General features: G+C 67.2%; 23 protein-coding genes. 12 read left to right on the top strand and 11 right to left on the bottom strand.

Features of this window, described 5'->3' with window-relative positions; translation table 11 throughout:
• Positions 1 to 17 precede the first annotated feature (17 nt).
• On the bottom strand, positions 18 to 482 hold the full coding sequence (locus B2W22_RS16760) for an NINE protein (protein WP_286938850.1): 465 nt from the start codon (positions 480 to 482) through the stop codon (positions 18 to 20).
• 78 nt (positions 483 to 560) lie between these two features.
• On the opposite strand from B2W22_RS16760, the gene B2W22_RS16755 reads away from it, so the two are divergent.
• From B2W22_RS16755 to ruvA, 6 genes are all read left to right on the top strand, one after another.
• Positions 561 to 1,742, top strand: a complete 1,182-nt coding sequence (locus tag B2W22_RS16755; RefSeq protein ID WP_175123196.1) for a UbiH/UbiF/VisC/COQ6 family ubiquinone biosynthesis hydroxylase — start codon at positions 561 to 563, stop codon at positions 1,740 to 1,742.
• A 116-nt stretch (positions 1,743 to 1,858) separates the two neighbouring features.
• Positions 1,859 to 2,884, top strand: coding sequence for a tRNA dihydrouridine synthase DusB (gene dusB / locus B2W22_RS16750; RefSeq protein WP_279974858.1), 1,026 nt, complete (start codon positions 1,859 to 1,861; stop codon positions 2,882 to 2,884).
• 36 nt (positions 2,885 to 2,920) lie between these two features.
• On the top strand, positions 2,921 to 3,160 hold the full coding sequence (locus tag B2W22_RS16745; RefSeq protein WP_006217670.1) for a helix-turn-helix domain-containing protein: 240 nt from the start codon (positions 2,921 to 2,923) through the stop codon (positions 3,158 to 3,160).
• Positions 3,161 to 3,261: 101 nt separating this feature from the next.
• Positions 3,262 to 4,851, top strand: coding sequence for a bifunctional phosphoribosylaminoimidazolecarboxamide formyltransferase/IMP cyclohydrolase (gene purH, locus B2W22_RS16740; protein WP_175123197.1), 1,590 nt, complete (start codon positions 3,262 to 3,264; stop codon positions 4,849 to 4,851).
• Entirely contained in the window at positions 4,851 to 5,399 is a 549-nt protein-coding gene (gene ruvC / locus B2W22_RS16735) for a crossover junction endodeoxyribonuclease RuvC (protein WP_142050713.1), read from the top strand. The genes purH and ruvC overlap by 1 nt, the downstream gene beginning before the upstream one ends.
• 128 nt (positions 5,400 to 5,527) lie before the next feature.
• On the top strand, positions 5,528 to 6,100 hold the full coding sequence (gene ruvA / locus B2W22_RS16730) for a Holliday junction branch migration protein RuvA (RefSeq protein WP_175137187.1): 573 nt from the start codon (positions 5,528 to 5,530) through the stop codon (positions 6,098 to 6,100).
• A gap of 9 nt (positions 6,101 to 6,109) precedes the next feature.
• Here the strand turns inward: ruvA and B2W22_RS16725 are convergent, their stop codons facing one another.
• The 5 genes from B2W22_RS16725 to B2W22_RS16705 all read right to left on the bottom strand — a co-directional run bounded on the left by B2W22_RS16725 (position 6,110) and on the right by B2W22_RS16705 (position 11,706).
• Positions 6,110 to 7,036 carry a complex I NDUFA9 subunit family protein gene (locus B2W22_RS16725; protein ID WP_175123199.1) on the bottom strand — a complete coding sequence of 309 codons (927 nt, stop codon included), beginning with the start codon at positions 7,034 to 7,036 and terminating at the stop codon, positions 6,110 to 6,112.
• Positions 7,037 to 7,140: 104 nt separating this feature from the next.
• Positions 7,141 to 8,106: a threo-3-hydroxy-L-aspartate ammonia-lyase gene (locus B2W22_RS16720; protein WP_175184110.1), complete on the bottom strand. Its 966-nt coding sequence runs from the start codon at positions 8,104 to 8,106 to the stop codon at positions 7,141 to 7,143.
• Between the two features lie 103 nt (positions 8,107 to 8,209).
• Entirely contained in the window at positions 8,210 to 9,286 is a 1,077-nt protein-coding gene (gene ruvB, locus B2W22_RS16715) for a Holliday junction branch migration DNA helicase RuvB (RefSeq protein WP_175123201.1), read from the bottom strand.
• A gap of 129 nt (positions 9,287 to 9,415) precedes the next feature.
• Positions 9,416 to 11,005: a sensor histidine kinase gene (locus tag B2W22_RS16710; protein WP_286938845.1), complete on the bottom strand. Its 1,590-nt coding sequence runs from the start codon at positions 11,003 to 11,005 to the stop codon at positions 9,416 to 9,418.
• Positions 11,005 to 11,706: a response regulator gene (locus B2W22_RS16705; RefSeq protein WP_008158717.1), complete on the bottom strand. Its 702-nt coding sequence runs from the start codon at positions 11,704 to 11,706 to the stop codon at positions 11,005 to 11,007. The genes B2W22_RS16710 and B2W22_RS16705 overlap by 1 nt, the downstream gene beginning before the upstream one ends.
• Positions 11,707 to 11,925: 219 nt before the next feature.
• Here B2W22_RS16705 and B2W22_RS16700 point away from each other — a divergent pair, with 219 nt between their 5' ends.
• Positions 11,926 to 13,263: a fimbrial protein gene (locus B2W22_RS16700; RefSeq protein WP_414631973.1), complete on the top strand. Its 1,338-nt coding sequence runs from the start codon at positions 11,926 to 11,928 to the stop codon at positions 13,261 to 13,263.
• Between the two features lie 92 nt (positions 13,264 to 13,355).
• Positions 13,356 to 15,185, top strand: a complete 1,830-nt coding sequence (gene recQ / locus B2W22_RS16695) for a DNA helicase RecQ (protein ID WP_175123203.1) — start codon at positions 13,356 to 13,358, stop codon at positions 15,183 to 15,185.
• 65 nt (positions 15,186 to 15,250) lie between these two features.
• On the opposite strand, the gene B2W22_RS16690 is transcribed toward recQ, so the two are convergent.
• Positions 15,251 to 16,306, bottom strand: coding sequence for a cytochrome d ubiquinol oxidase subunit II (locus B2W22_RS16690; RefSeq protein WP_286938843.1), 1,056 nt, complete (start codon positions 16,304 to 16,306; stop codon positions 15,251 to 15,253).
• A complete protein-coding gene (locus tag B2W22_RS16685; RefSeq protein WP_286938841.1) occupies positions 16,303 to 17,646 on the bottom strand; it encodes a cytochrome ubiquinol oxidase subunit I in 1,344 nt (447 codons plus the stop codon). Before B2W22_RS16685 ends, B2W22_RS16690 begins: the two co-directional genes overlap by 4 nt.
• Positions 17,647 to 17,782: 136 nt before the next feature.
• Here B2W22_RS16685 and B2W22_RS16680 point away from each other — a divergent pair, with 136 nt between their 5' ends.
• The 4 genes from B2W22_RS16680 (at position 17,783) to minE (ending at position 21,873) form a co-directional block, all read left to right on the top strand.
• Entirely contained in the window at positions 17,783 to 19,549 is a 1,767-nt protein-coding gene (locus B2W22_RS16680; protein WP_286938839.1) for a glutamine--tRNA ligase/YqeY domain fusion protein, read from the top strand.
• 160 nt (positions 19,550 to 19,709) lie between these two features.
• Positions 19,710 to 20,654, top strand: coding sequence for a septum site-determining protein MinC (gene minC / locus B2W22_RS16675; protein WP_175137184.1), 945 nt, complete (start codon positions 19,710 to 19,712; stop codon positions 20,652 to 20,654).
• Between the two features lie 142 nt (positions 20,655 to 20,796).
• Positions 20,797 to 21,612, top strand: coding sequence for a septum site-determining protein MinD (minD, locus tag B2W22_RS16670; protein ID WP_008158705.1), 816 nt, complete (start codon positions 20,797 to 20,799; stop codon positions 21,610 to 21,612).
• Between the two features lie 3 nt (positions 21,613 to 21,615).
• Positions 21,616 to 21,873 (top strand): cell division topological specificity factor MinE, encoded by a 258-nt coding sequence (gene minE, locus B2W22_RS16665; protein ID WP_006217654.1) that lies wholly within the window; start codon positions 21,616 to 21,618, stop codon positions 21,871 to 21,873.
• Positions 21,874 to 21,963: 90 nt separating this feature from the next.
• On the opposite strand, the gene B2W22_RS16660 is transcribed toward minE, so the two are convergent.
• The 3 genes from B2W22_RS16660 to ettA all read right to left on the bottom strand — a co-directional run bounded on the left by B2W22_RS16660 (position 21,964) and on the right by ettA (position 24,852).
• On the bottom strand, positions 21,964 to 22,188 hold the full coding sequence (locus tag B2W22_RS16660) for a glycine zipper 2TM domain-containing protein (RefSeq protein WP_056321146.1): 225 nt from the start codon (positions 22,186 to 22,188) through the stop codon (positions 21,964 to 21,966).
• Positions 22,189 to 22,379: 191 nt separating this feature from the next.
• Positions 22,380 to 22,913: an isochorismatase family protein gene (locus tag B2W22_RS16655; RefSeq protein WP_239215398.1), complete on the bottom strand. Its 534-nt coding sequence runs from the start codon at positions 22,911 to 22,913 to the stop codon at positions 22,380 to 22,382.
• Positions 22,914 to 23,178: 265 nt separating this feature from the next.
• Positions 23,179 to 24,852, bottom strand: coding sequence for an energy-dependent translational throttle protein EttA (ettA, locus tag B2W22_RS16650; protein WP_175123208.1), 1,674 nt, complete (start codon positions 24,850 to 24,852; stop codon positions 23,179 to 23,181).
• Between the last annotated feature and the right edge of the window lie 91 nt (positions 24,853 to 24,943).

Here is a 24,943-nt window from a genome sequence, read left to right as displayed (position 1 = left end):
GCGGCGGGGCAAGCGACTTACAGCACGTAGCCGTCGAGCCAGCCCATGGCCACCCACACGTAGACCACGACCATGGCGATGGCGAACATGGTGACGATGGCGCCGACCAGGCAGGCCAGGATCGCCACCAGCACCGGGCCCCAACCTGTCGACGACACCTTGCCCAAGCCCGGATTGCAGAGCCGATCGAATTTCTCGTCCGGCATCAGCGAGTAGACGGCGCTTTCTATGAAGCCGTCGATCATCGGGATGAAGAGCAGGAAGAACGCGGGGTTGTCGTACCAGACTGGGTAGAAGCGGAATGCGCAGAACAGGCACACGGCGGCGAACGCGGTGACCACCCACGCGTGGCGCCGGCCCAGATACCACCAGTGCGCCCCGAAGGCGCCAAGCAGGCAGGCCAGCAGCCCCACCACAACCTTGCTGCGGGGGCGGCGTGCGGAAACGGCGGAAAGCGAAGAGGAAGCCTGAGCCTGCGTCATGTCAATCAACCGGTAAGGGAGCCGTGGCGCCGGGCTGCGGCGGCTGCCGCGATTGTAGTGGACGAGTAAAATCCGGGCATGACTTCCTCCGCCTACGACATTGCGATTCTTGGCGCCGGCCCCGTGGGCCGCGTATTGGCCCTGATGCTGGCCCGCGTGGCGCCGGACCCGGCGCGCATCGCCCTGCTCGCGGGCAGCGCACCGGTCCCCGTCACGCCGGCCGCAGCCATCCCGGCCGCAGATCCACGCGTGCTCGCCATGAACCACGGCAGCCGGGTGCTACTGGAGTCGCTGCATGCCTGGCCCGAGCGCTCGGCCGACATCCGCAACATCCATGTGTCGCAGCGCGGCCGGTTGGGCCGCACGCTGATCCAGCACACCGATTTCAACGTGCCCCAGCTGGGCAGCGTGGTGGCCTATTCCGGGCTGTACGCCAAGCTGGACGAATGCGTCGCGGCGTCCGGCGTCACCGTGCTGGCCGGTCCGCCGGCGCAGATTGGCCTGCAGGATGCCGACGGCGTGCGTATCCAGCAGGGCGAAACAGAAATCCTTTGCGGCGTTGCGGTGCAATCCGACGGCGCCGGCGCCTCGGACGTGCGGCGCGACTACGACCAGCACGCCGTGCTGACCACCGCGCAGGCCACCCTGCCCCGGCGCGGCTGGGCCTGGGAACGGTTCACGTCCGAGGGCCCGCTGGCGCTGCTGCCGCACCCGCAGACGCCGGAAGCCTATTCGGTCGTCTGGTGCAGCGCGCCGGACCGCGCGGCCGAATTGGCGGCGCTGGACAACGCCGCGTTTTCCCACGCACTGACGCAGGCCTTCGGCGAACGCCTGGGCCGCCTGTCCAGCCATGCGCCCCGCCACGTTTTCCCGCTGGCGCTGTCCGCCCGCCGCGCACAGGTGCACGGCCGCGTGGCGGCCATCGGCAACGCGGCCCAGACCTTGCACCCGGTGGCGGGGCAGGGTCTGAACCTGGGCCTGCGCGACGCCGCGCGGCTGGCGCAGACCCTGGCGGGCTGGCTGGCGAGTCGCGCTGCCAACGCCGGCTCAAACCCCGGCCCCGCGCTCGCCGAATTCGCCAGCGCGCGCCATCTGGATCGTTTCATCACCGCCGGGCTCACCGATTTCATGCCGCGCATCTTCGCCACCGGCCTCGCGCCCGTCGAACACGCCTGCGGCGCCGCGCTCTTGGGGATGGACCTTGCCTCCCCGCTGCGCGCCCCGCTCGCGCAGCACCTGCTCCAGGGATTCCGCGCCTGACCTCCCTTCGATCCGGCCCCGCATAGGGGCGGGATCGCCCTCTTTTATTCCCTGTTTGTTACCAGGCCCTCGCGCCCCAAAAATGGGGGTTCGATCGAGCCGGTTAAAATGTGAGCATGCGCATAGGCCAGTGGACCCTTCCCAACAACGTTCTTGTCGCGCCCATGGCGGGCGTGACGGATCGTCCTTTCCGCCAGCTTTGCAAGAAGCTGGGGGCGGGTTACGCGGTGTCCGAGATGGCCGCCAGCAACCCGAAACTCTGGGACAGCGTCAAGACCTCGCGCCGCCTGAACCACGATGGCGAGATCGCCCCCATTTCGGTGCAGATCGCCGGGGCGGACCCCGCCATGATGGCCGAGGCCGCCGCCTTCAACGCCAACAAGGGCGCCCGGATCATCGACATCAACATGGGATGTCCGGTCAAGAAGGTGTGCAACGTGGCGTCGGGCTCGGCACTGTTGCGCCATGAAGACCTGATCGTCCGCATCCTGGACGCGGTGGTCGCCGCCTGCGCGCCACTTGGCGTGCCCGTCACCCTGAAGACCCGCACCGGGTGGGATCGCAACAGCCGCAATGCTTTGCGCGTCGCGAAGCTGGCCGAAAACGCCGGCATTGCCGCCCTCACGCTGCACGGCCGCACGCGGGCCGACCTCTATACGGGCGAGGCGGAATATGACACCATCCGCGCCGTCAAGGCCGAAATCGGCATCCCCGTGATTGCGAACGGAGATATCGACTCGCCCGCCAAAGCCCGGCATGTCCTGGATTACACTGGCGCCGACGCGGTAATGATTGGCCGGGCGGCCCAGGGCCGTCCGTGGATCTTCCGCGAAATCGACCACTACCTGCGCACGGGCGAAACACTGGCCCCTCCCTCTTATAGGGAAATGCGCGAGCTGCTGCTCGAACATCTCGACGACCACTACCGTTTCTATGGCGAGCACACCGGCGTACGCACCGCGCGCAAGCACATAGGCTGGTATGTGGACGGCCTGCCGGGCGCGGATTCGTTCTGCGCCGGCATGAACCTGATCGACAACACCCGCGACCAATGGCGGGCGGTGGCGGACTGGTTCGACACGCTCTCACGCGACGGCGCCCCTACCCCGGCGCCGGCCGCAGAAGCCCTATTGGCGGCATGACCGCCTAAACACCAACATAAAAATATCTGTACTCAAATGAGCAAGAAAGATGTCCTGGAAGAATGCGTGCGCGCCAGCCTGGAGCGCTATTTCGAAGACTTGGGCGAGTCCGAGCCCCACGATATGTGGGACATGGTCATGCGCTGCGTGGAGCGCCCGGTGCTTGAAGTAGCGTTGGAGCGGTCGGGCGGCAACCAGTCCCGGGCATCCGAGATGCTGGGCATCACCCGCAACACCCTGCGCAAGAAGTTGCTGGCGCACAATATCCAGGTTTAGCTTTCCCCCGCGCGGGCGGCGCATGCTTGGCGCCGCCGCCCCCTCCAGATTTCCCATCCGACCAGAACGAGAAAGGCGTCCCCGCCCCACTCCGTCCCATCATGAAAATCGAAACCGCCCTGCTTTCGGTGTCCGACAAGACCGGCATCGTTGAATTTGCCCGCGCCCTGGCCGCGCGTGGCGTGCGCCTGCTGTCGACCGGCGGCACCGCCAAGCTGCTTGCCGATTCCGGCCTGACCGTCACCGAAGTGGCCGCCCACACCGGCTCGCCCGAGATCCTGGACGGCCGCGTGAAGACGCTGCACCCGAAGATCCACGGCGGCCTGCTGGCCCGCCGCGACAGCGCCGAGCACATGGACACGATCAAGGCGGCTGGCATCGATCGCATCGACATGCTGGTGGTCAACCTGTACCCGTTCCGTGAGACGGTCGCCAAGCCCGACTGCACGTTTGCCGACGCCGTCGAGAACATCGACATCGGCGGCCCCGCCATGCTGCGCGCTGCCGCCAAGAACCACGGCACCGAAGCCGGCGGCGTGACGGTCGTGATCGACCCGGTCGACTACTCGCGTGTCCTGGCCGAAATGGACAAGGGCGGCTCGACCTCCTACGGCCTGCGCCTGGCGCTGGCCGCCAAGGTCTACGCCCACACGGCCTCGTATGACGGCGCCATCGCCGCCTACCTGACCAGCCTGACCGAAGCCGAACCCGTGCAGGAAGCCGTGCCCGCCCGCAACGAATGGCCCGGCACGCTGACGCTGCAGGTCAAGCAGGAACAAGCCCTGCGCTACGGCGAAAACCCGCATCAAAGCGCCGCCTTCTACGTCGACGCGCAGCGTCCGGCGGGCCTGCTGGGCAACTACCGCCAGCTGCAGGGCAAGGAACTGTCCTACAACAACATCGCCGACGCCGACGCGGCGTGGGAATGCGCGCGCAGCTTCGAGGCGCCCGCCTGCGTCATCGTCAAGCACGCCAATCCGTGCGGCGTGGCCGTGGCCAGCGACACGCTGGGCGCGTACCAGCAAGCCTTCAAGACCGACCCGACGTCGGCCTTTGGCGGCATCATCGCCTTCAACCGCCCGGTTGACGCCGCGACCGCCGAAGCCGTCAGCGCGCAATTCCTGGAAGTGCTGCTGGCCCCGGCCTACGACGGCGCCGCGCTGGCCATCCTGGCCGCCAAGAAGAACGTGCGCGTGCTGGAAGTGCCGATGGGCACGGGCCAGAACGCCTTCGACATCAAGCGCGTGGGCGGCGGCTGGCTGGTGCAGACGCCGGACGCCTACAACGTGCCGCGCGACGCCCTGAAGGTCGTCACCAAGCGCCAGCCCACCGAACAGGAAATGAACGACCTGTCGTTCGCCTGGAAGGTCGCCAAGTACGTCAAGTCCAACGCCATCGTGTTCGTGGGCGGCGGCATGACCCTGGGCGTGGGCGCCGGCCAAATGAGCCGCATCGACTCGGCCCGCATCGCCTCGATCAAGGCGGAAAACGCCGGCCTGACCCTGAAGGGCTCGGCCGTGGCGTCCGACGCGTTCTTCCCGTTCCGCGACGGCCTGGACGTCGTGGTGGCGGCGGGCGCGACCTGCGTGATCCAGCCGGGCGGCAGCGTGCGCGATGACGAAGTCATCGCCGCCGCCGACGAGCACGGCATCGCCATGGTGCTGACCGGCACCCGCCACTTCCGCCACTGATGCGCGTCCTCGGCATCGATCCCGGCCTGCGCCGCACCGGCTTCGGTGTGATCGATGCCGAAGGCTCGCGGCTGCGTTACGTGGCCAGCGGGACCATCGTGGTCCCGCCGGCGCTGACGCTGTCCGAACGCCTGAAGGTCATCCTGGACAATCTGCGCCAGGTGGCCCGCGACACGCAACCCGACGTGGCCGCGCTGGAAATCGTCTTCCTGAACACCAATCCCGCTTCCACCCTGCTGCTCGGGCAGGCGCGCGGCGCGGCGCTGTGCGCGCTGGCCGACAGTTCGCTCGACGTGCACGAATACACCGCCCTGCAGATCAAGAAAGCCGTGGTCGGCACCGGCCGCGCGGCGAAAGAGCAGGTGCAGATGATGGTGCAGCATCTCTTGGCGCTGGACGGCGTGCCCGCCCCCGACTCGGCCGACGCGCTGGCCTGCGCGATCTGCCACGCGCACGTGGGTCCGCTGCAGGACAAGCTGGAACGCCTGGGCAGCGCGCTGCGCATGGGCGGCAAGACCCGCATCCGCAACGGCCGGCTGATCGGCTGATCCCCGCTTTCCCTTTTTCGCTGCGTCACATCACGCCTACGCGGCCCCGCCCGCTCGCGCGCCCGCACGTATAGAATCCCCGCATCTGCCGCGCATTGCGCGGCTCCACCATTGCCAGGCCTCTCACCATGATCGGAAGAATCACCGGAACCCTGATCGAAAAACTGCCTCCCACGATCTGCGTGGACGTGGGCGGAATCGGGTACGACATCGACGTGCCCATGAGCACGCTGTATTCGCTGCCCGACACGGGTGCGCGCGTCACGCTCTACACGCACCTGACCGTGCGCGAAGACGCGCACATCCTGTATGGCTTTGCGTCGGCAGGCGAGCGCAGCGCGTTCCGCGAGCTCATCAAGGTCAGCGGGATCGGGGCGCGAACCGCGCTGTCGGTGCTGTCGGGTTTGTCGGTCGCGGATCTGGCGCAGGCCATCACGCTGCAGGAGTCGGGCCGTCTGACCCGCGTGCCGGGCATTGGCAAGAAGACCGCGGAACGCCTGCTGCTGGAGATGCGCGGCAAGCTGGGCGCGGACATCGGCGCCGCGGCGCACGTCACGCACGACAACCAGTCCGACATCTTGAATGCCCTGCTGGCGCTGGGCTACTCCGAGAAGGAATCGCTGTCGGCGCTGAAGACGCTGCCCGAGGGCGTGGGCGTGTCCGACGGCATCAAGCAGGCGCTGAAGGCGCTGGTGCGCTGAGTAATCGCGCTAGGCCGTCTTGCCGTGCTGCAGGTAGCGCGGCGCCACGGCTTCCAGCCCCGTGGGCACCACATGCAGCTCGGGGGCGATCGGCCCGCCGCATACGTTGTCGCGGCGCAGGGAATCCAGATTGTCGCGCGACATCAGCGGCGTGCCCGGCATGCATTCGAACAGCCGGGCCTGCATGCGACCCACCCCCATCGGGATGCTGATGACGGGACGTGGGTGCCCGCTCCAGGCGGCGCATAGCCGCGCGATCTCGCCCAGCGTGTAGACCTGCGGTCCACCCAGTTCGTAGGTCTTGCCGCAGGTATGCGAGTCGGCCAGCGCCGTCGTCATGGCGGTCACCACGTCGCCCACATAGATGGGCTGCATGCGCGCATTGGCGCCCGCCAGTGGTAGCACCGGCAGCCAGCGCGCCAGCGACGCGAACATATTGGTGAAGTTGTCGTCGGGGCCGAAAAGCACCGACGGGCGGAAGATGGTCCAGCCGATATCGCCGCGGTCTTGGTAGGCCGCCTTGATGGCGGCCTCGCCGTCGCCCTTGGAGCGCTGGTACATGCTGTCGCCGCTGGAATCAGCGCCCAGCGCGCTGACGTGCAGCAGGCGACGCACGCCGTGGCGCACGCAGGCCTGCGCAATGCGCTGCGGCAGATGCACGTGGGCCCGCGCGAAGTCCGACCCATATGGCCGGCCCAGATTGCCATGCAGGATGCCCACCAGATTCACGACGGCATCGCAGCCCCGGACCATGCCGTCGAGCGCGGCGTCATCATGGATGTCCGCCTGAAGCAGCGTGACGGTGGGAAGTAATTGCAGGTCGCGTCCGCGTGCAATGAGCCGCGTGGGCACGACGATCTGATGCGGGTCCGCGCAAAGCCGTGCTACCAAGTGGCGGCCGATGAAGCCCGTGCCGCCAATGACAAGGATACGCATGGCGTAGCCTCCGGTTCGTCAGGATCGAGGTTCGATTCTGCCTTGCCAGGTCGGCAGGCGCAAGCGCGCGCAGGGCGCACGCCGCGCGCGCCGCTTGATGCGCGTCAGCCCGCCAGCAGCCGGGCGTAGACCGGAAGGTCGACGTTGCCGCCGCTGATGATGACGCCGACCCGGGCCCCGCGCACCGGCACCACGTTCTGCATGACGGCCGCCGCGGCCAGGCAGCCCGTGGGTTCCACGACCATCTTCATGCGCTCGGCAAAGAACTTCATGGTCGTGACGAGCTGTTCATCCGTCACCGTGACGATGTCGCGCACGTACTTCTGGATGAGGGGGAACGTGATGTTGCCCAGGTGCGTGGTGGCGGCGCCATCGGCCAGCGTCTTGGGCGCGGGGATTCGGACAATTTCACCCTTGCGCAAGGACTGCTGCCCGTCGTTGCCGGCTTCGGGCTCCACGCCGTACACCAGGCAGCGCGGGCTGAGCGCGAACGCGGACAGGGCCGAGCCCGACAGCAGGCCGCCGCCGCCCAGGCACACGAACAGGTAGTCCAGTTCGCCGACTTCCTCGAACAGCTCCTTGGCGGCGGTGCCCTGCCCCGCGATCACGTCCTCGTGGTCGTACGGCGGGATCAGCGTAGCGCCGGTTTCGGCCTGGATGCGGCGGGCGATGGTCTCGCGGTCTTCGGTGTAGCGGTCGTACGTGACGATCTTGCCGCCGTAGCCTTCCGTGGCCGCGCGCTTGGCCGCGGGCGCGTCCAGCGGCATGATGATCGTGGCCTGAACGCCTTGCAGCTTCGAGGCCAGCGCGATGGCCTGCGCGTGATTGCCCGACGAGAACGTCACCACGCCGGCGGCACGCTGCTCGGGCGTGAGGCGCGCGATGGCGTTGTAGCCGCCCCGGAACTTGAACGCGCCCATGCGCTGGAAGTTCTCGCACTTGAAGAACAGCGACGCGCCGGCGATGGCATCCGCGGTGGCCGAGGTCAGGACGGGCGTGCGGTGTGCGTTGCCGGCCAGGCGCTCGCTGGCGCGCACGACGTCATCATAGGAGGGCAATTCGGGCTGCATGGAATAAGGTCCTTAGATCGCGAGGGGGAAACGAAACCCTCGGATCATAAACCCGTCGCGCGGTTTGCGCGCCGCCCGTTGGCATGACGGCGCGTGGCGCGGATTATTTGCCGAAGAGGTCGCCGGAGCCGCCGGTAGCTGTGCCCGCAGGCGGCGCCAGGCCCAGGTGGCGCCACGTGGTCAGCGTGGCGGTGCGCCCGCGCGGCGTACGCTGCAGGTAGCCGTGCTGGATGAGGTACGGCTCGATGACGTCCTCGATCGTGTCGCGCTCTTCGCCAATGGCCGCGGCCAGGCTGTCCACGCCGACCGGACCGCCATCAAACTTGTGGACGATGGCTTCGAGCAGCTTCCTGTCCATCAGGTCCAGCCCTTGCGGATCGACTTCCAGCATGGCAAGCGCGCGGCCCGCGACGTCGGCGTCGATCGTGCCGCCCGCCTTGACCTCGGCGTAGTCGCGCACCCGGCGCAGCAGACGGTTGGCGATACGCGGCGTGCCGCGCGCGCGGCGCGCCACCTCGGCCGCGCCGTCCGGCGTGATGACGGCGTTCAACAAGCCCGCGCTGCGCGTCACGATGTGGCCGAGATCGGCAGCGTTGTAGAACTCGAGCCGCGAGACGATGCCGAAGCGGTCGCGCAGCGGATTGGTCAGCATGCCGGCGCGCGTCGTGGCGCCTACCAGCGTGAAGGGCTGCAGATCCAGCTTCACGCTGCGCGCGGCCGGGCCTTCGCCGATCAGGATGTCGATCTGGAAGTCTTCCAGCGCCGGGTAGAGGATTTCCTCGACGACGGGCGACAGGCGATGGATTTCGTCGATGAAGAGGACGTCGTTCTTTTCCAGGTTGGTCAGCAGCGCGGCCAGGTCGCCCGGGCGTTCAAGGACCGGGCCTGAAGTCTGGCGCAACTGCACGCCCATTTCGTGGGCGATGATGTGCGCGAGCGTGGTCTTGCCCAGGCCCGGCGGGCCGAAGAGCAGGACGTGATCCAGGGCCTCGCCGCGCTTTTTGGCCGCGGCGATGAAGATCTCGAGCTGTTCGCGGGCGCGCTGCTGCCCGACGTACTCCTGTAATGCCTTGGGCCGCAACGCGCGTTCGATCGACTCCTCGTTGGGCGACACCGGCTGCGGCGCCACGATGCGGGGGGCGTCGGGACGGGAGGAAAGCGAATCGGACTGGATGGCCATGGTGCGGGGTACGGGCAAAGGACGAAGCAGGATGAATCGTACCGTAGCCCGGCCCGCCCCGGGGCCGCCCCGAGGACACGCCGGGCAGGCGGCCTGCGATCAGGCGGCCTGCGATCAGGCGGCCTGCGCTCAGCCAGCCTGGGACAGCGGCAGGCGCACGCGCACGCACAGGCCGCCGGATTCGGCCTCGCGCAGTTCCAGTGATCCGCCGTGCGCCCGCGCGATGGCCTCGGCCAGGGCCAGGCCCAGGCCCACGCTGCCCGTGCGGGTGCGCGCGTCGTCCAGCCGGCTGAAAGGCCGCAAGGCCTCCAGGCGGCGTTCGGGCACGATGCCCGGGCCGTGGTCGGCCACGTCCAGCACCGCGTGCCCTTCTTCACGGCGCAGCGCGATGTCCACCGGCGGCGCGCCGTGGTTCAGCGCGTTGCCGATCAGGTTGTCCAGCAGACGGCCCAACGCCACGGCGTCGGCCTGCACCACCGCTCCGCTGGCATCCTGGGCGGTGTCCAGGCCGATGGCGGTGCCGGCGCCCTGCCAGGCGCCCACGCGCTCGGTCAGCCATTCGGCCAGCACGATGGGCGCATAGCGGTAGGCCGCCGGATCGGTGCCGCGCACGAAGCCGATGAACTGATCCACCATGTGCTGCATGTCGCGCAGGTCGGTGCGCAGGCCTTCCTTCAGCGTGGAATCGTCGGCCATTTCAACGCGCAGCCACATGCGCGACAGCGGCCCCTTCAAGTCATGCGGCAGGCCGGAAAGCAGGGTGCGCCGCACCGAGTCGGACTCGGACAACGCGTCCAGCATGGCGTTGAAGCGTTCGCCCAGCACGCGGGTTTCATGCGGCCCCGAGGGCTCCACGCGTTGCGGCTGGCCGGCGGCCAACTGGTCCGCGGCATCGGCAAGGCGCGTGATCGGCCGCGTGATGTGCCATGAAAAGCCCACGGCCAGGAGCAGCAGGAGGCCCAGACCACCAAGCCAGGCGGCGATGAAGGGCGTGGCCACGGGCGGGTCCAGCCGTTCCAGCGGAATGACCAGCCACTCGCGCAGCCGCGGCGCGTCTTCGGTGGCCGGGTTGGGCGCCAGCGAAATGAAGATTTCCGGCGTGGGGCCGCGCGACAACGCCACGCGCGTGCCATCGTTCAGGCGTTCGTTGAGTTGCTGGACCAGCACGCGCAGATCGCGGCGGATGTCGTCGGGCTCGGGCTTGTAGCGGCGGTTGGACTCCTCGCGGTCGCGGGCCCCGTCGCCGGTGCGCTGCGCGTCGCCGCGCCCGTCGGCCTGGGCGGCGTGCGTGTCGCGCTCGTCGTCGCGGACTTCGGGCGGCGGGGGGGGCGGAGGTCCATGAAATTGGGCATCCTGGGAGGACGACGGCGGCGGAGGCGGCGGGCGCGGCGCGGCGCGTGGCGGTGGCGGCCGGCGGCCGTTGAAGCGCTGAAGCTTGGCTTCGGCGGGCAGCACACGCGACCACAACCGCCACTGGTTCTGCGACGCGGCCCGCACAAAATCGGCGCGGTCTTCGGCCGGCACCTGGGACACGGCGGCCCGTAGCGTGCGGATGGTGGTGACGATGTAGCCGATGGCCACGTCTTCCATGAACTTGTGCCGGAAGTACGACACGGTCACCAACGTGGCGGCCTGCGTCAGCAGGACGGATCCCAGGATCAGCAGGATCAGCCGCGCCCGCAGCGAGCGGGGCACCAGAATGCCGGGGGAAAAGCGCATCAGGGCGAGAACCGGTAGCCGATGCCCCAGACGGTCTGAATCCAGCGCGGCTGCTTGGGATCGTCTTCGATGACGCGGCGCAGGCGCAGGATTGCGATGTCGATCGCGCGGTCGTTGCGCTCGCCGGCGTCGTCGTCGCGGGCCAGCGCCAGCAGGCGTTCGCGCGACAGCGGCTTGCCGGCGTTGCGCACCAGGGCTTCAAGCAGGTTGATCTCGCCGCCCGTCAGCTTGACGACGGTGCCGTCGCGGGACAGCTGACGCGTGGACGGATCGAACACGAACGGGCCGAACGAGACCGGCGCGTCCTTGGTGAGCGCGGACGGGCCGCGCTTGCGGCGCAGCACGGCCTCGATGCGGGCCAGCAGTTCGCGGGGATCGAAAGGCTTGCCGACGTAGTCGTCGGCGCCGGCCTCCAGGCCGATGATGCGGTCCACGGCTTCGTCGCGCGCGGTCAGCAGGATGACGGGAATGTCCTCGCCCTGCTCGCGCAGGCGGCGGCAGGCATCGGCGCCGTCGCCGCCGGGCAGCATGCGGTCGAGCACCAGCAGATCGGGCGCGTAACGGGTAATGCGCGAGGAAAGGTCGGTCGCGTCCGGGGCAAGCAAAGTGTCGTAGCCATGCCGGTTCAGGTAGTCGGCCAGCAATTGGCGCAGCGCCGGATCGTCGTCGACGACCAGCAGCTTGGTGTGGGAATTGTCCATGGGCGTCATAGTGCGGCGCGTCGCCGTCGCCCGCAAGGGGCGGGAAATCATCTGAAATATACCCGTTGCACGATGTACGGATGATGTGTCGGGCTTTTTGCAACGGGGGTCCCCTCGCCCCCGAACTGGCCCTAGAATGTCGCTTCGCCTGCCGCCCTTCGTGGACTTTCCTAAAGATCGTTTACAGATGCCCGGCAGGGTGCTCCCTACACTGTCCCCATGGCCGCCACAGCTAACCCCTGGCGCAGAGGGCTGTTGCACGCGGCGCTGACGGCGGGCCTGGCCTGGCCGCTGGCGCCCGCTTTTGGTGACGAGCCCGACGTGTCCCCTTTTACTTGGACGCCGCCCCCGGCGGGCGACGTCACGCGCGTGGCGCGCGGCATCGGCGTGCTCTCGCCGGTTCAATCGCTGCCGGTGCGCCCCGCCCCGTCGCTGGAAGATCGGGCCGTGCCGCTCGACCCGACGCCGTGCGACCTGCACGCGACGGAACCCGGCATGGACACTACGGTGCGCGATGGCGCTGACGACCCTGCCGAAGGCTTCATCCCCGGCACCGGCATGGGCCTGACGGGCAACGCGCCGACGGTCCCGCTGTCCTGCGATCCCCTGGCAACGCCGGCTTCCGCCGTCGACACCCCCCCGGACTACTCGTTTGCACTGGAAGACGGCGATCTCCCGAAAATACCCGTGGTGGTGATTTCCGGGGTTTCCCGCCCCTCGCGCCCCTGGTTCTCGTCCGTCGGCGGACTGGATGGCCTGCGCTATGGCGGCAGCCGCAACTGGGTCTACAACAACACCGTCGGCCCTTCCCTCACCGTGGGCAACGTCAATCCGAATGCGCCCGCGTGGGGCAGCGGCGCGCCGGTGGGCGGACTGCAGATCGCCAACTGGGGCGGCAGCGGCGCCACGTTGCCCGAGGGCAGCTTCGGCTACTCATCATCGGTGGGCAAACTGAACCTGATGGACCCGGCCGCCAAGTCCGGCGCCGTGGACTACGGCGCGTCCGTCGGCAGCGGCAGCGTGCGCTACGGGCTGACGCCCGTGGTGACGGTCGAAGGCCAGATGCAGAGCGCCCCGTCCCTGACCACCCGCGGCGTGGGCACCACGTACAACGCCGGCGAATTCGGCACCTTCCGGGCCGGCGCCACGCAAAGCACCTTCGATGCGGCCAGCGGCTACCGCTACCGCTTCGGCTACAGCATCGACGTGGCCGACACGGTGACGCTGGGCTACACCAACGAGCAGATCGGCGCAGGCTACGGCGACCTGTCCACCTATTCCGACGGCGTCGCGTCCACGGCCCAGACGCGCAATACCGTGTCGGCAGGCGTCCCGTTGTCCGGCTGGGGCACGCTGAGCGGCACGTATTCCGGGCTGCGCGAAGGCTCCGTCCTGGCCGAGCAGCGCGTGGGCCTGTCCCACAGCATGTTCGTGGCTCCGAAGGTCAAGCTGGCCGTCGGCGCCGACCGCGACATCGTGACGGGCGACTACGGCTGGCGCGCCAACCTGAGCATGCCCGTCGACACCTTCATGCGCGGCACCTGGCTCAGCTGGTAAGTGCCGGATAGCGTGGCCAAAATCTCCCTCCGGAACGGGCGGCCGGGATTTGGGGCTTAAAATCGCTGCCATGATGCTTCCGGCCTACCCCCATGTCTGACGCGCGCGCCCTCGGCGTGTTGCAGCGCGTTTTTGGTTACGAATCCTTCCGCGGCGACCAGCAAGCCATTGTCGAACAGGTGATCGGCGGCGGCGACGCGCTCGTTCTCATGCCCACGGGCGGCGGCAAGTCGCTCTGTTACCAGATCCCCTCGCTGGTGCGTGAAGGCACCGGCATCGTCGTGTCGCCCCTGATCGCGCTGATGCAGGACCAGGTCGACGCGCTGACCGAACTGGGCGTGCGCGCGGCGTTCCTGAATTCCACGCAGGATTGGCGGGTGGCGCGCGAAGTTGAACAGGCTTTTCTGGATGGCGAGCTCGACCTGCTCTACGTCGCCCCCGAACGCCTGCTGACCGACCGCTGCCTGCAATTGCTGGACCGCGGCCGCATCGCCCTGTTCGCCATCGACGAAGCGCACTGCGTATCGCAGTGGGGTCATGACTTCCGGCCCGAATACCTGGGCCTGTCCATGCTCCACGAGCGCTGGCCCGACGTGCCGCGCATCGCGCTCACGGCCACCGCCACCGCCGTCACCCGCACCGAGATCGCGCAGCGCCTGTCCCTGGATGAAGCGCGCCATTTCGTCTCCAGCTTCGACCGTCCCAACATCCGCTACCGCATCGTCGAAAAAAACGAGGTGCGCAAGCAGTTGCTGGACATGATCCGCACCGAGCACGAAGGCGAATCCGGCGTGGTGTACTGCCTGTCGCGCGCCCGGGTCGAAGAAACGGCCGAATTCCTGTGCAATCAGGGCATCGATGCGATGCCGTATCACGCGGGCCTCAGCCCCCAGATCCGGGCGGCCAACCAGTCCCGTTTCCTGCGCGAGGACGGCGTGGTCATGGTTGCCACCATTGCGTTCGGCATGGGCATCGACAAGCCCGACGTGCGCTTCGTGGCCCACATCGACCTGCCCAAGTCCGTCGAAGGCTACTACCAGGAAACCGGCCGCGCCGGCCGCGACGGCCTGCCCGCCACGGCATGGCTGGCCTATGGCCTGCAAGACGTGGTGCAGCAGCGCCGCATGATCGACGAATCGCCCGGCGACGAATCCTATCGCCGGCGCCTGGGCCAGCAGCTCGACGCCATGCTGGGCCTGTGCGAAACGGTGGAATGCCGGCGCGTGCGGCTGCTGGCTTACTTTGGGCAGCAGATCACCGCCTGCGGCAATTGCGACGTCTGTCTGGACCCGCCGCAGGCGTGGGACGGCACGGTGGCGGCGCAGAAGGTGCTGTCAGCCGTGTACCGGCTCTGGAAAGAACGCGGCCAGCGCTACGGCGCCGGCCACATTATCGACATCCTGCGCGGCAAGGTCACCGACCGCACCAAGCAGCATGGCCACGAGTCGCTCAGCGTGTTCGGCGTGGGCGCCGACCTCTCCGACACCGCGTGGCGTGGTGTGCTGCGCCAGCTGTTGGCGCAGGGCCTGCTGACCGTGGACAACGAAGGCTTCGGCACGCTGGCCCTGACCGAAGGCAGCCGCGCGGTGCTCAAGGGCGAGCACCAGCTCATGCTGCGGCGCGAATCCGAAAAGAAGCCGCGTTCCGGCAAGACGGGCAGCGGACGGCCCAAGGCGGCGGCGATCGACCTGCCGGCCGAACTGCAGCCGGTGTTCGAGGCACTGCGCGCCTGGCGCGGCGAAGTCGCCAAGAGCCACGGCGTACCTGCCTACGTGATCTTCCACGACGCCACGCTGCGCGAGATCGCGCTGGCGCAGCCCGAGTCCATGGACGAACTGAGCCACATCAACGGCGTGGGGGCCCGCAAGCTGGAAGCCTACGGCGAAGAAATCCTGCAGCGGGTGGCGCGGCCGGTGCTGTAGCGCCCGGGTAGCACCAGAAGCCCGGGCGGAATGCCGGTCCGGCAATCCGCCCCGCCTTGAATCGCTTAGTACGACGGCGGCGGCAGCAGCGGCACGGGGCGGCGCTCCTTGCCGAAGACCGACCGGTACGCCAGGATGTTGAACACCAGCACCACCGGAATCCCCACGACGGCGCCCGCCATCACGAGCCGCATCGAGCCCAGCGCGCCCGCGCCGTCCCACAGCGTCATGTCGTCCAGGATCAGGTACGGGAACAGGCTGTACGCCAGCCCGCTCAGCATCAGCAGGAACAGCGCCACCGTCAGCACAAAAGGCAGCCAGCTGAAGCGGTCGGCGCGGCCCGGCAGCCGCGCCAGCAGCATTTCCGCGGCCACGAAGCCGGCCAGCATCAGCACCCACACCGACGCCGCAAGGCTCAGGTGGGCAATGTTGCTCCACTTGTAGAAGATGCCGGCGTTGGCCAGGCCCAGCGTGACCGCGATCGACACCATGCCCACGGCCGTCCAGCGGATGGCGTGGCGCGCCCAGTTGGCCGCGCGGCGCTGCAGGTCTCCCTCGACGCGCATGACCAGCCACGACGCGCCCAGCAGCACGTACGCGGCCACCGCACACAGGCCCACGAACATCGCAAACCAGCCATAACCCGCGTCGGACTGGTAGCCCGTGGCGATGCGGCCAAGCAGCGTGCCCTGGCCGAACGCGGTGATGACCGAGCCGATCCAGAATGCGAAGATCCAGCGCGGCTTCATTTCGTTGCGGGCGCGGATGCGGAATTCGAAGGCGACGCTGCGCAGCACCACGCCCAGCACCATGAACGTCAGCGGCCCATAAAGTTTGCCCATCACGGCGCCCCAAGCGAACGGGAACGCCGCCGCAAACAGCCCCATGCCCAGCAGCAGCCAGAACTCGTTGGCGTCGCGCCACGGGCTGAGCAGGCTCATCATGCGGCCGCGCTCGTGTTCCGGCGCGATCTGCAGCAGGATGCCCACGCCGAGGTCGAAGCCGTCCAGGACCATGCCCGCGGCAATCACGACAAACAGCAGCGCCATGAAGGCGAGCGGCATCCAGAACGAAGGATCGTCGGGGCTCAGGCCTTGCGACGCAGCCAGCATGGCGATCATGGCGCACCTCCGCTCAGCTTGCGCACAGGCACGACGCCGTAGCGCGCCGCATGGAACAGCATGCCGGCGAACGCGGCCAGCAGCAGCGCGTACAGCAGTCCGTAGCCGGCCAGCCCGTACAGCACGGTGCTGGAGGGCACGGAGCCCAGGACTTCGGATTGCGTGACGGTGCCGTTCACGACAAAGGGTTGCAGCCCGATGATGGAGACCCACCAGCCGGCCACGACGGCGATGCCGCCGGAGAACATCATGCCGCACAGGACCCGCTGCCACCACGGCGGGAGGACCGACGGGTCCATGCCGCGCCGGAACGTCCACAGGAAGGTCACGCACGCCACGGCCAGCATCAGCAGCCCCAGGCCGACGGCCACGCGCAGCGACCAGAAGGTCAGCGCCACCGGCGGCAGCATGCCCGAATATTTGTCCAGGCCCTGGTAGGTGCCGTCCGCATTGCGATGCAGCCACATGCCGCCGGCGTTATTGATCGTGAGGTCGCCTTCGTTGACGTGCCCGCGCGCGTCGGGCCAGCCGAACAGCACCAGTTGCGGCACGGGGCCGCTTTCCCAGAAGCCCGCCGCGGCCGCGGCCTTGGCCGGTTGCAGCTTGGCCATCATCTGACCCGCGCCGGTCGCCACGGGTACCTGCAGGAACGCGGCCACCACGGCCACCACGAGCGCCGTCTTGAACGCGCTGCGCTCGCCCTCGCCCAGCGGCCGCCGCAACGCCTGCAGCGCGGTCACGCCCATCATGAGGAACGAGGCGGCCAGCGCCGCGCCGACCATGACCACGGCCATGCGCCAGCCGACCGAGGGATTGAGCACGACCTTGTACCAGTCATAGACCTGGTAGCGGCCGTCGACCAGCAGCGCGCCGTCCGGCGTCTGCATCCACGATTGCAGGGCAAGCACCCAGAAGACGGCGACGAGCTGCCCGGCCGCCACCATCAGGACGGCCAGCGTGTGCGCGCCATCGGACACGCGGCGCTGGCCGAACAGCATGACGCCCAGGAAACAGGACTTGAGGATGAAGACGGACAGGATGCCGTAGCCCAGCAGCGGACCGGCCACGTTGCCGATCTTGTCCATCAGGCCCGCCCACAGGCTGCCGATCTGGATCAGGACGGGCACGCTGGCGGCCAGCGTCAACACGAAGGACAGCGCAAAGATGCGGACCCAGAAGCGGTAGGCCGCCGTCCAGCCACCGTGGCTGGACCACCGGGCCCGGATCTTGAAGAACAGCAGCACCCAGGCCAGCGCCAGAGAGACGGCTAGGAAAAGCGCCAGGAAGCTAAGGCTGGCCACAAACTGCGCCCGGGCCAGGGATAGGGTCGAGATATCCATAATGGCCCGTAGTGTAGAGCCAGTTACATGACTATGGGGGCCGATCGAAACCGGTTGAAGGCGTGGCAAAAATGGCCGCGCTGCGGAACGTGGCAAAATTGACGCTTTGTCGCTGCTTTTTCCTATTCTTTCAAGAATGACCACCGCCCCGACGCCGACCCCCGCCGCATCAAACTTCCTGCTCAACATCGTCCAAGACGACCTCGAAGCCAACCGCTTCCAGGGCAAGCGCTGGGCGGGCAAGCCTGGTCCGGCGGCCATGCAGCAGCAGGGAGACGCGGACCCGGCGCGCATCCGCACGCGTTTTCCGCCGGAGCCCAACGGCTACCTGCACATCGGCCACGCCAAGAGCATCTGCGTGAACTTCGGCCTGGCGCGCGACTTCGGCGGCGTCTGTCACCTGCGTTTCGACGACACCAACCCCGAGAAAGAAGACCAGGAATACGTCGACGCCATCATCGAGGCCGTCCACTGGCTGGGCTTTGACTGGAAGGCCGACGGCCGCGAGAACCTGTACTTCGCCAGCGACTACTTCGGCTATATGTATGAGTTTGCCGAAGCCCTGGTCGAAGCCGGCCACGCCTACGTCGACGAACAGAGCGCGGAAGAAATCCGCGCCAACCGCGGCACGCTGACCGAACCCGGCACGGATTCGCCCTGGCGCAACCGCCCGGCCGCCGAGTCCATCGCGCTGCTGCGCGAAATGCGCGACGGCAAGCATCCGGACGGCAGCCTGGTGCTGCGCGCCAAGATCAACATGGCGTCGCCCAACATCAACCTGCGCGATCCGGTCATGTATCGCGTCCGCCACGCCACGCACCATCGCACCGGCGACCAGTGGTGCATCTACCCGATGTACAGCTGGGCGCACCCGGTGGAAGACGCGCTGGAAGGCATCACGCACAGCGTCTGCACGCTTGAATTCGAAGATCAGCGCCCGTTCTACGACTGGATCCTGGCGCGCCTGGCCGAACTGGGCAAGCTGGCCCTGCCGCTGCCGCACCAGTACGAATTTGCCCGCCTGAACCTGAGCTACGTCGTCACCAGCAAGCGCAAGCTGCTGCAGTTGGTGAAGGAAGGCCATGTGGACGGCTGGGACGACCCGCGCATGCCCACCATTTTCGGCCTGCGCCGCCGCGGCTACACGCCCGCGTCGATCCGCCTGTTCTGCGACCGCACCGCCGTCTCCAAGTCCGATTCGCGCATCGACTACAGCCTGCTTGAACAGGCCGTGCGCGACGACCTGGACCCCATCGCCGCCCGCTCGGTCGCCGTGCTGGACCCGATCAAGCTGGTCATCACCAACTACCCGGAAGGCCAGACCGAGACCTGCACCGCGCCGCGCAATCCGCACGACCCCGAAGCCGGGGTGCGCGAGTTCCCGCTGTCGCGCGAGTTGTGGATCGAGCGCGACGACTTCCGCGAGGAAGCGCCCAAGAAGTATTTCCGCCTGTTCCCGGGCAACACGGTGCGTCTGAAGTACGGCTATGTCGTGCGCTGCACCGGCTTCACCAAGAACGAGGCCGGCGAGGTCGTCGAAGTGCAGGCCGAATACCTGCCGGACACCAAGAGCGGCACCCCGGGCGCTGACAGCGTCAAGGTCAAAGGCAACATCACCTGGGTCAGCGCGGCGCACGCGGTGCCCGCGCAGATTCACCTGTACGACCGCCTGTTCGCGGATCCGCGTCCGGACGGCGGCGACAAGGACTTCCTGGCCTGCCTGAACCCCAACTCCAAGCAGACCGTCACGGCCTGGCTGGAACCGGGCACGGTGGCCACGCCGGGCGCGACCTGGCAGTTCGAGCGCCTGGGCTACTTCACGGCTGACCTGAAGGACTCGACGCCCGACGCGCCGGTGCTGAACCGCATCGTGACCCTGCGCGATTCGTGGGTGCAAGGCTGACGCGCCCGCGTGCGCAATACCGGGAAAAGGCGCCTTGTGGCGCCTTTTTCTTTCGCCCTGCGCCCGGCGCAGGCCGCCCCCGGCGGGTTATCATCCCCGACATCCCGCAGCCGGTTGCGCGCGCCGTTTTCCGCCGCCCGGACCGCCAGCCACAATCAAGATGAACACTGAATCCCTAGCCCTGGACTTCAAGAGCGCCACCCTGTATGCCATCCGGGTGGTTTTGCATAGCGCCGATCCCGAACGCCTGAACGCAGCGCTGGCCAAGCGCATGGCGGATGCCGGCAGCTTCTTTGAAAACGAGCCCGTCGTCATCGACGCCAGCCGGGTCGAGGAAACGATCGACTGGCCGGCGCTGGTCGCGTCGCTGCGCGGCCACAACCTGCCTCCGATCGGCGTGGTGGCCGAAGGCGCCAATCTGCAAGCCGCGCGCGATGCCGGCCTGACCCCGGTCGAACTGTCCACGCCTGCCGCGCGACCCGCCCCCGTGGTGGACACCGCGCCGCCGAACGACGTCGCGACGCCCGTGCCGTCCGTGCCGGCCGCCGCCGTCGAGATCGCGCCCGCACCCACCGACACGTCGGCGCTTGCCGCGCAGACGTCTGCCGCCGATACCGCGGCGCAGGACAAGACGGCGGCCGCTGACGTTGCCGATGCAAAGGCCGAAGCGCAGGCCGAAAAGCCCGCGGCCGACGCCGATCCCCTGCCCGCCCGCGCGGCCAGCAGCACCACGTCCGCGCCCAGCCCGACGGCCGCCGCCCCGCACTCGTCGTCGGCGCTGGTGGTCACGCGGCCGCTGCGCTCGGGCCAGCGCGTTTACGCACGGCATACGGATCTGGTGGTGATCGGCATGGTCAGCCAGGGCGCCGAAGTCATCGCCGACGGCAACGTGCACGTTTACGGTCCGTTGCGCGGCAAGGCCATGGCCGGCGCGCGCGGCGACACGTCGGCACGCATCTTCACGACGCATCTGGATGCGGAATTGCTGGCCGTCGCGGGCGTCTACCGCGTGGTCGAAGACAAGCTCGATGGCACGCTGCAGAACCAGCCTGCGCTGGTCCGCCTGGATGGCGACACGCTGCGCATCGAAGCGCTGAAGGCCTGATGCCGCGCCCGGGGCGCGGCATCCTGCGAGACGGCGGCGCGGCCGCGGCCCGCTCAAATCTCAACACATCCTGTAAGAAGCCTTACACGGGCTTTTTGCTTTACGATAACGCGATTTATTCGAACATAAGGGTTTGATCGTCATGACACGCATTGTTGTGGTGACTTCCGGCAAAGGCGGCGTGGGCAAAACCACGACGAGCGCCAGTTTTTCCGCGGGCCTCGCGATGCGGGGCCACAAGACCGCTGTCATCGACTTCGACGTCGGCCTGCGCAACCTCGACCTCATCATGGGTTGCGAGCGTCGCGTGGTGTATGACTTCGTCAATGTGATCCAGGGCGAAGCGACCCTCAAGCAAGCGCTCATCAAGGACAAGCAGCTTGAAAACCTTTTCATCCTGCCCGCCTCGCAAACGCGCGACAAGGATGCGCTGACGCAGGAAGGCGTGGAAAAGGTCATCAATGACCTGAAGGAAATGGGTTTCGACTACATCGTCTGCGATTCGCCCGCCGGCATCGAAACCGGCGCGCTGATGGCCGCGTATTTTGCGGATGACGCGCTGGTGGTGACCAACCCGGAAGTCTCGTCGGTGCGTGACTCGGACCGCATCCTGGGCATCCTGGCCGCCAAGTCCAAGCGCGCCGTCGAGGGCGACGAGCCGGTCAAGGAATACCTGCTGCTGACCCGCTACAACCCCAAGCGCGTGTCCGACGGCGAGATGCTGTCGCTGACCGACATTGAAGACATCCTGCGCATCAAGCTCATCGGCGTGATTCCCGAATCGGAAGCCGTGCTGCAGGCGTCGAACCAGGGCCTGCCGGCCATCCACCTGAAAGACACCGACGTCTCGGAAGCCTACAAGGACGTCGTCAGCCGTTACCTTGGCGAAGACAAGGCCCTGCGCTTTACCGACTACGAAAAGCCGGGTTTCCTGAAACGCCTGTTCGGAGGCAAGTAAGCGATGTCCTTCCTGTCGTTTCTGCTCGGTCAAAAGAAGACCTCCGCGTCCGTCGCCAAAGAACGGTTGCAGATCATCCTTGCCCACGAGCGTGGCCGCGGGGATTCGCCCGATTACCTGCCGCAGCTTCAGCAGGAACTGATCGCGGTCATCTCCAAGTACGTGAAGATCAATCCTGAAGACATCAAGGTGCACCTGGAACGCCAGGACACGCTGGAAGTGTTGGAAGTGAAGATCGAAATGCCGCAAAACGAGACGTGACGTCTCTGCTGTGCGCCGGCCTTGCCGGCGCGCGTTGCGCATAAAAAACGCCCGGCATTGCCGGGCGTTGCTTTTTGGGACGAGGAAGGCTTAACGCTTGCCGACCTGGTCGCCGATCACACCGCCGATCGCCGCGCCGCCGACCGTGCCGAGCACGCCGCCGTTAGTGATCACCGCACCCGCGACGCCGCCGAGTGCGGCGCCCCCCACGGTGCTCTTCTGGCGATGGCTCATGCCATCCCACGATGAACAACCCGCCATGGTGGCAGCCAGCGCCACAGCGGCACAGATCTTGGAAAGCGATGCGATTTTCATGATGTAGCTCCTATTCTTTTACCCGGGGCCGCACCGGAGAATCAAAATGCGAGCGAGCGGACCTTTAGGGGTTTAGAGCTTTCAGGATCGCAAATTATCCGGGGACACGGTGTTAGGTTTACCCAGGAATTGTGTCAAAGGGAGAGCGAACTTTTGCACTCCCCTGGGAACGATGTTGCAAGGGCCGGCGGCTATTTGACCAGACGTAACACGTCGCGGAAGCGCGGGTGCTCGCACGTCTCCATCCACTCGAAAATCGCCATCTCTGTCGTGACGATCTCCGCGCCATGAGCGCGCGCGCGGCGCAGCGCGGCATGATGGTCCGACGGCTTGCGCGATCCGGCCGCATCCGCGACAAGCACCGTCTTGTAGCCAAGGTGCACCAGACCGATCACGGTTTGCAGCACGCAGATATGCGCCTCGCAGCCGGCCACCAGCACCGTCTTGCGCGAGGCGGGCAGCCAGTCGTCGAAACCTGGTTCGCGCGCTGACGAAAAGTGCATCTTCTGGAACGTGGCCTGCACCAGCTCGCGCAACGGGTCCACGGTGACGCCCAGCATCTTGCTGTGGTGCTCGGTGGCCACGACAGGTACATCGAGCAACCGCGCCGCCTGCGCCAGCTTGTGCGCGGCGTTCAGCACGGCGTCGCCTTCGTGGATGACAGGCATCAGGCGGCCCTGCATGTCGACAATCAACAGGGTGGAATCGGAGGCGGACAGCAGCATGGTGGGGGACTCCTGGGGGCAAGGGGTCAGCATAACGCTGTGGGGCGGTGATGTCGCGCGGGCCGATGTCTGACATCTCAGAGGATCCAAACGTAGGACTGATTCTGGTGTCTGACACCACTGCAAAATGTAGGACTGATTCGGGTGTCTGACACCCCCGCAAAATGTAGGACTGAATCGGGTGTCTGACACCAAAAAAGAATCCCGGCGCTGGGCCGGGATTCTTGGCATTCGGCTGGTGTCGGACACCAGAGGAATCGGTTGTTTACTTCAATGCCTTGTACCGCAGACGCTTGGGCTTGGCGCCCTCTTCGCCCAGGCGGCGCTTCTTGTCGGCTTCGTATTCCTGATAGTTGCCGTCGAAGAACACGACCTGCGAATCGCCTTCGAAGGCCATGATGTGCGTGGCGATACGGTCAAGGAACCAGCGATCGTGGCTGATGACCATGACGCTGCCGGGGAACTCGAGCAGCGCATCTTCCAGGGCGCGCAGGGTTTCGACGTCGAGGTCGTTGGACGGTTCGTCAAGCAGCAGGACGTTGCCGCCGGCGATCAGCGTCTTGGCCATGTGCAGGCGGCCGCGTTCGCCGCCCGAGAGCTGGCCCACGACCTTGTTCTGGTCGCCGCCCTTGAAGTTGAAGCGGCCCAGGTAGGCGCGCGACGACATCTCGAACTTGCCGACGGTCAGGATGTCGGCGCCATCGGACACGGCGTCGAACACCGTCTTCTTGTCTTCCAGCGCGTCGCGCGACTGGTCGACGAAGGCGAGCTTCACGGTCTGGCCGATCTTGACTTCGCCCGAATCCGGCTGCTCGCGGCCGGCGATCATGCGGAACAGCGTGGACTTACCGGCGCCGTTCGCGCCGATGATGCCGACGATCGCGCCCGGCGGCACCTTGAAGCTGAGGTTATCGATCAGCAGACGGTCGCCGTAGGCTTTGCTGACGTTGTTGAATTCGATGACCTCGTTGCCCAGGCGCTCGCCCACCGGAATGAAGATTTCCTGGGTTTCGTTGCGCTTCTGGTATTCGTACGAGGACAGTTCCTCGAAACGGGCCAGACGCGCCTTGGCCTTGGCTTGGCGGCCCTTCGGGTTCTGGCGCACCCACTCCAGTTCCTTCTTGATGGTCTTCTGGCGCGCCGATTCGGAGGACTCTTCCTGCTTGAGGCGGTCTTCCTTCTGTTCCAGCCACGAGCTGTAGTTGCCCTTCCAGGGAATGCCGTAGCCGCGGTCCAGTTCCAGGATCCATTCGGCCGCGTTGTCCAGGAAGTAGCGATCGTGGGTCACGCCGACGACGGTGCCGGGGAACTTGTGCAGGAACTGCTCCAGCCACTCCACGCTTTCGGCGTCCAGGTGGTTGGTGGGTTCGTCGAGCAGCAGCATGTCGGGCTTGGACAGCAGCAGGCGGCACAGGGCCACGCGGCGCTTTTCACCACCGGACAGGTTGCCGACGGTGGCATCCCAGGGCGGCAGGCGCAGCGCGTCGGCGGCGATTTCCATCTGGTGTTCGATGTCGTCCGCGCCGCTGGAGGCGGCGGCGGCGATGATGGCTTCGAGTTCGGCCTGTTCAGCGGCCAGCGCGTCGAAGTCGGCGTCGGGTTCGGCGTACGCGGCGTAGACCTCGTCCAGGCGCTTCTTGGCGGTGACGACGGCGCCCAGGCCTTCTTCAACCGCCTGGCGGACCGTGTGCTCGGGGTTGAGCTGCGGTTCCTGCGGCAGGTAGCCGATGTTCAGGCCCGGCATGGGCACGGCTTCGCCTTCGATCTCGCGGTCGACGCCCGCCATGATCTTCAGCAGCGTCGACTTGCCCGAGCCGTTCAGGCCCAGCACGCCGATCTTGGCGCCAGGAAAAAACGAAAGGGAGATATCGCGCAGGATCTGCCGCTTGGGCGGCACGATCTTGCCGACGCGGTTCATGGTGTAGACGTATTGGGCCATGGGCTCGTAGGTGAGATATAGCTGAGAAACCGTTGATTGTAGGCCGGATCCCTGACCGGCGTGCGGCAGCCGTGATCCGGCCCCATCTCGC

It is taken from the genome of Achromobacter sp. UBA4530, from assembly GCF_002388205.1.
Lineage (GTDB): Bacteria > Pseudomonadota > Gammaproteobacteria > Burkholderiales > Burkholderiaceae_B > Achromobacter > Achromobacter animicus.
This window is presented reverse-complemented; position numbering and strand designations above follow the sequence as displayed.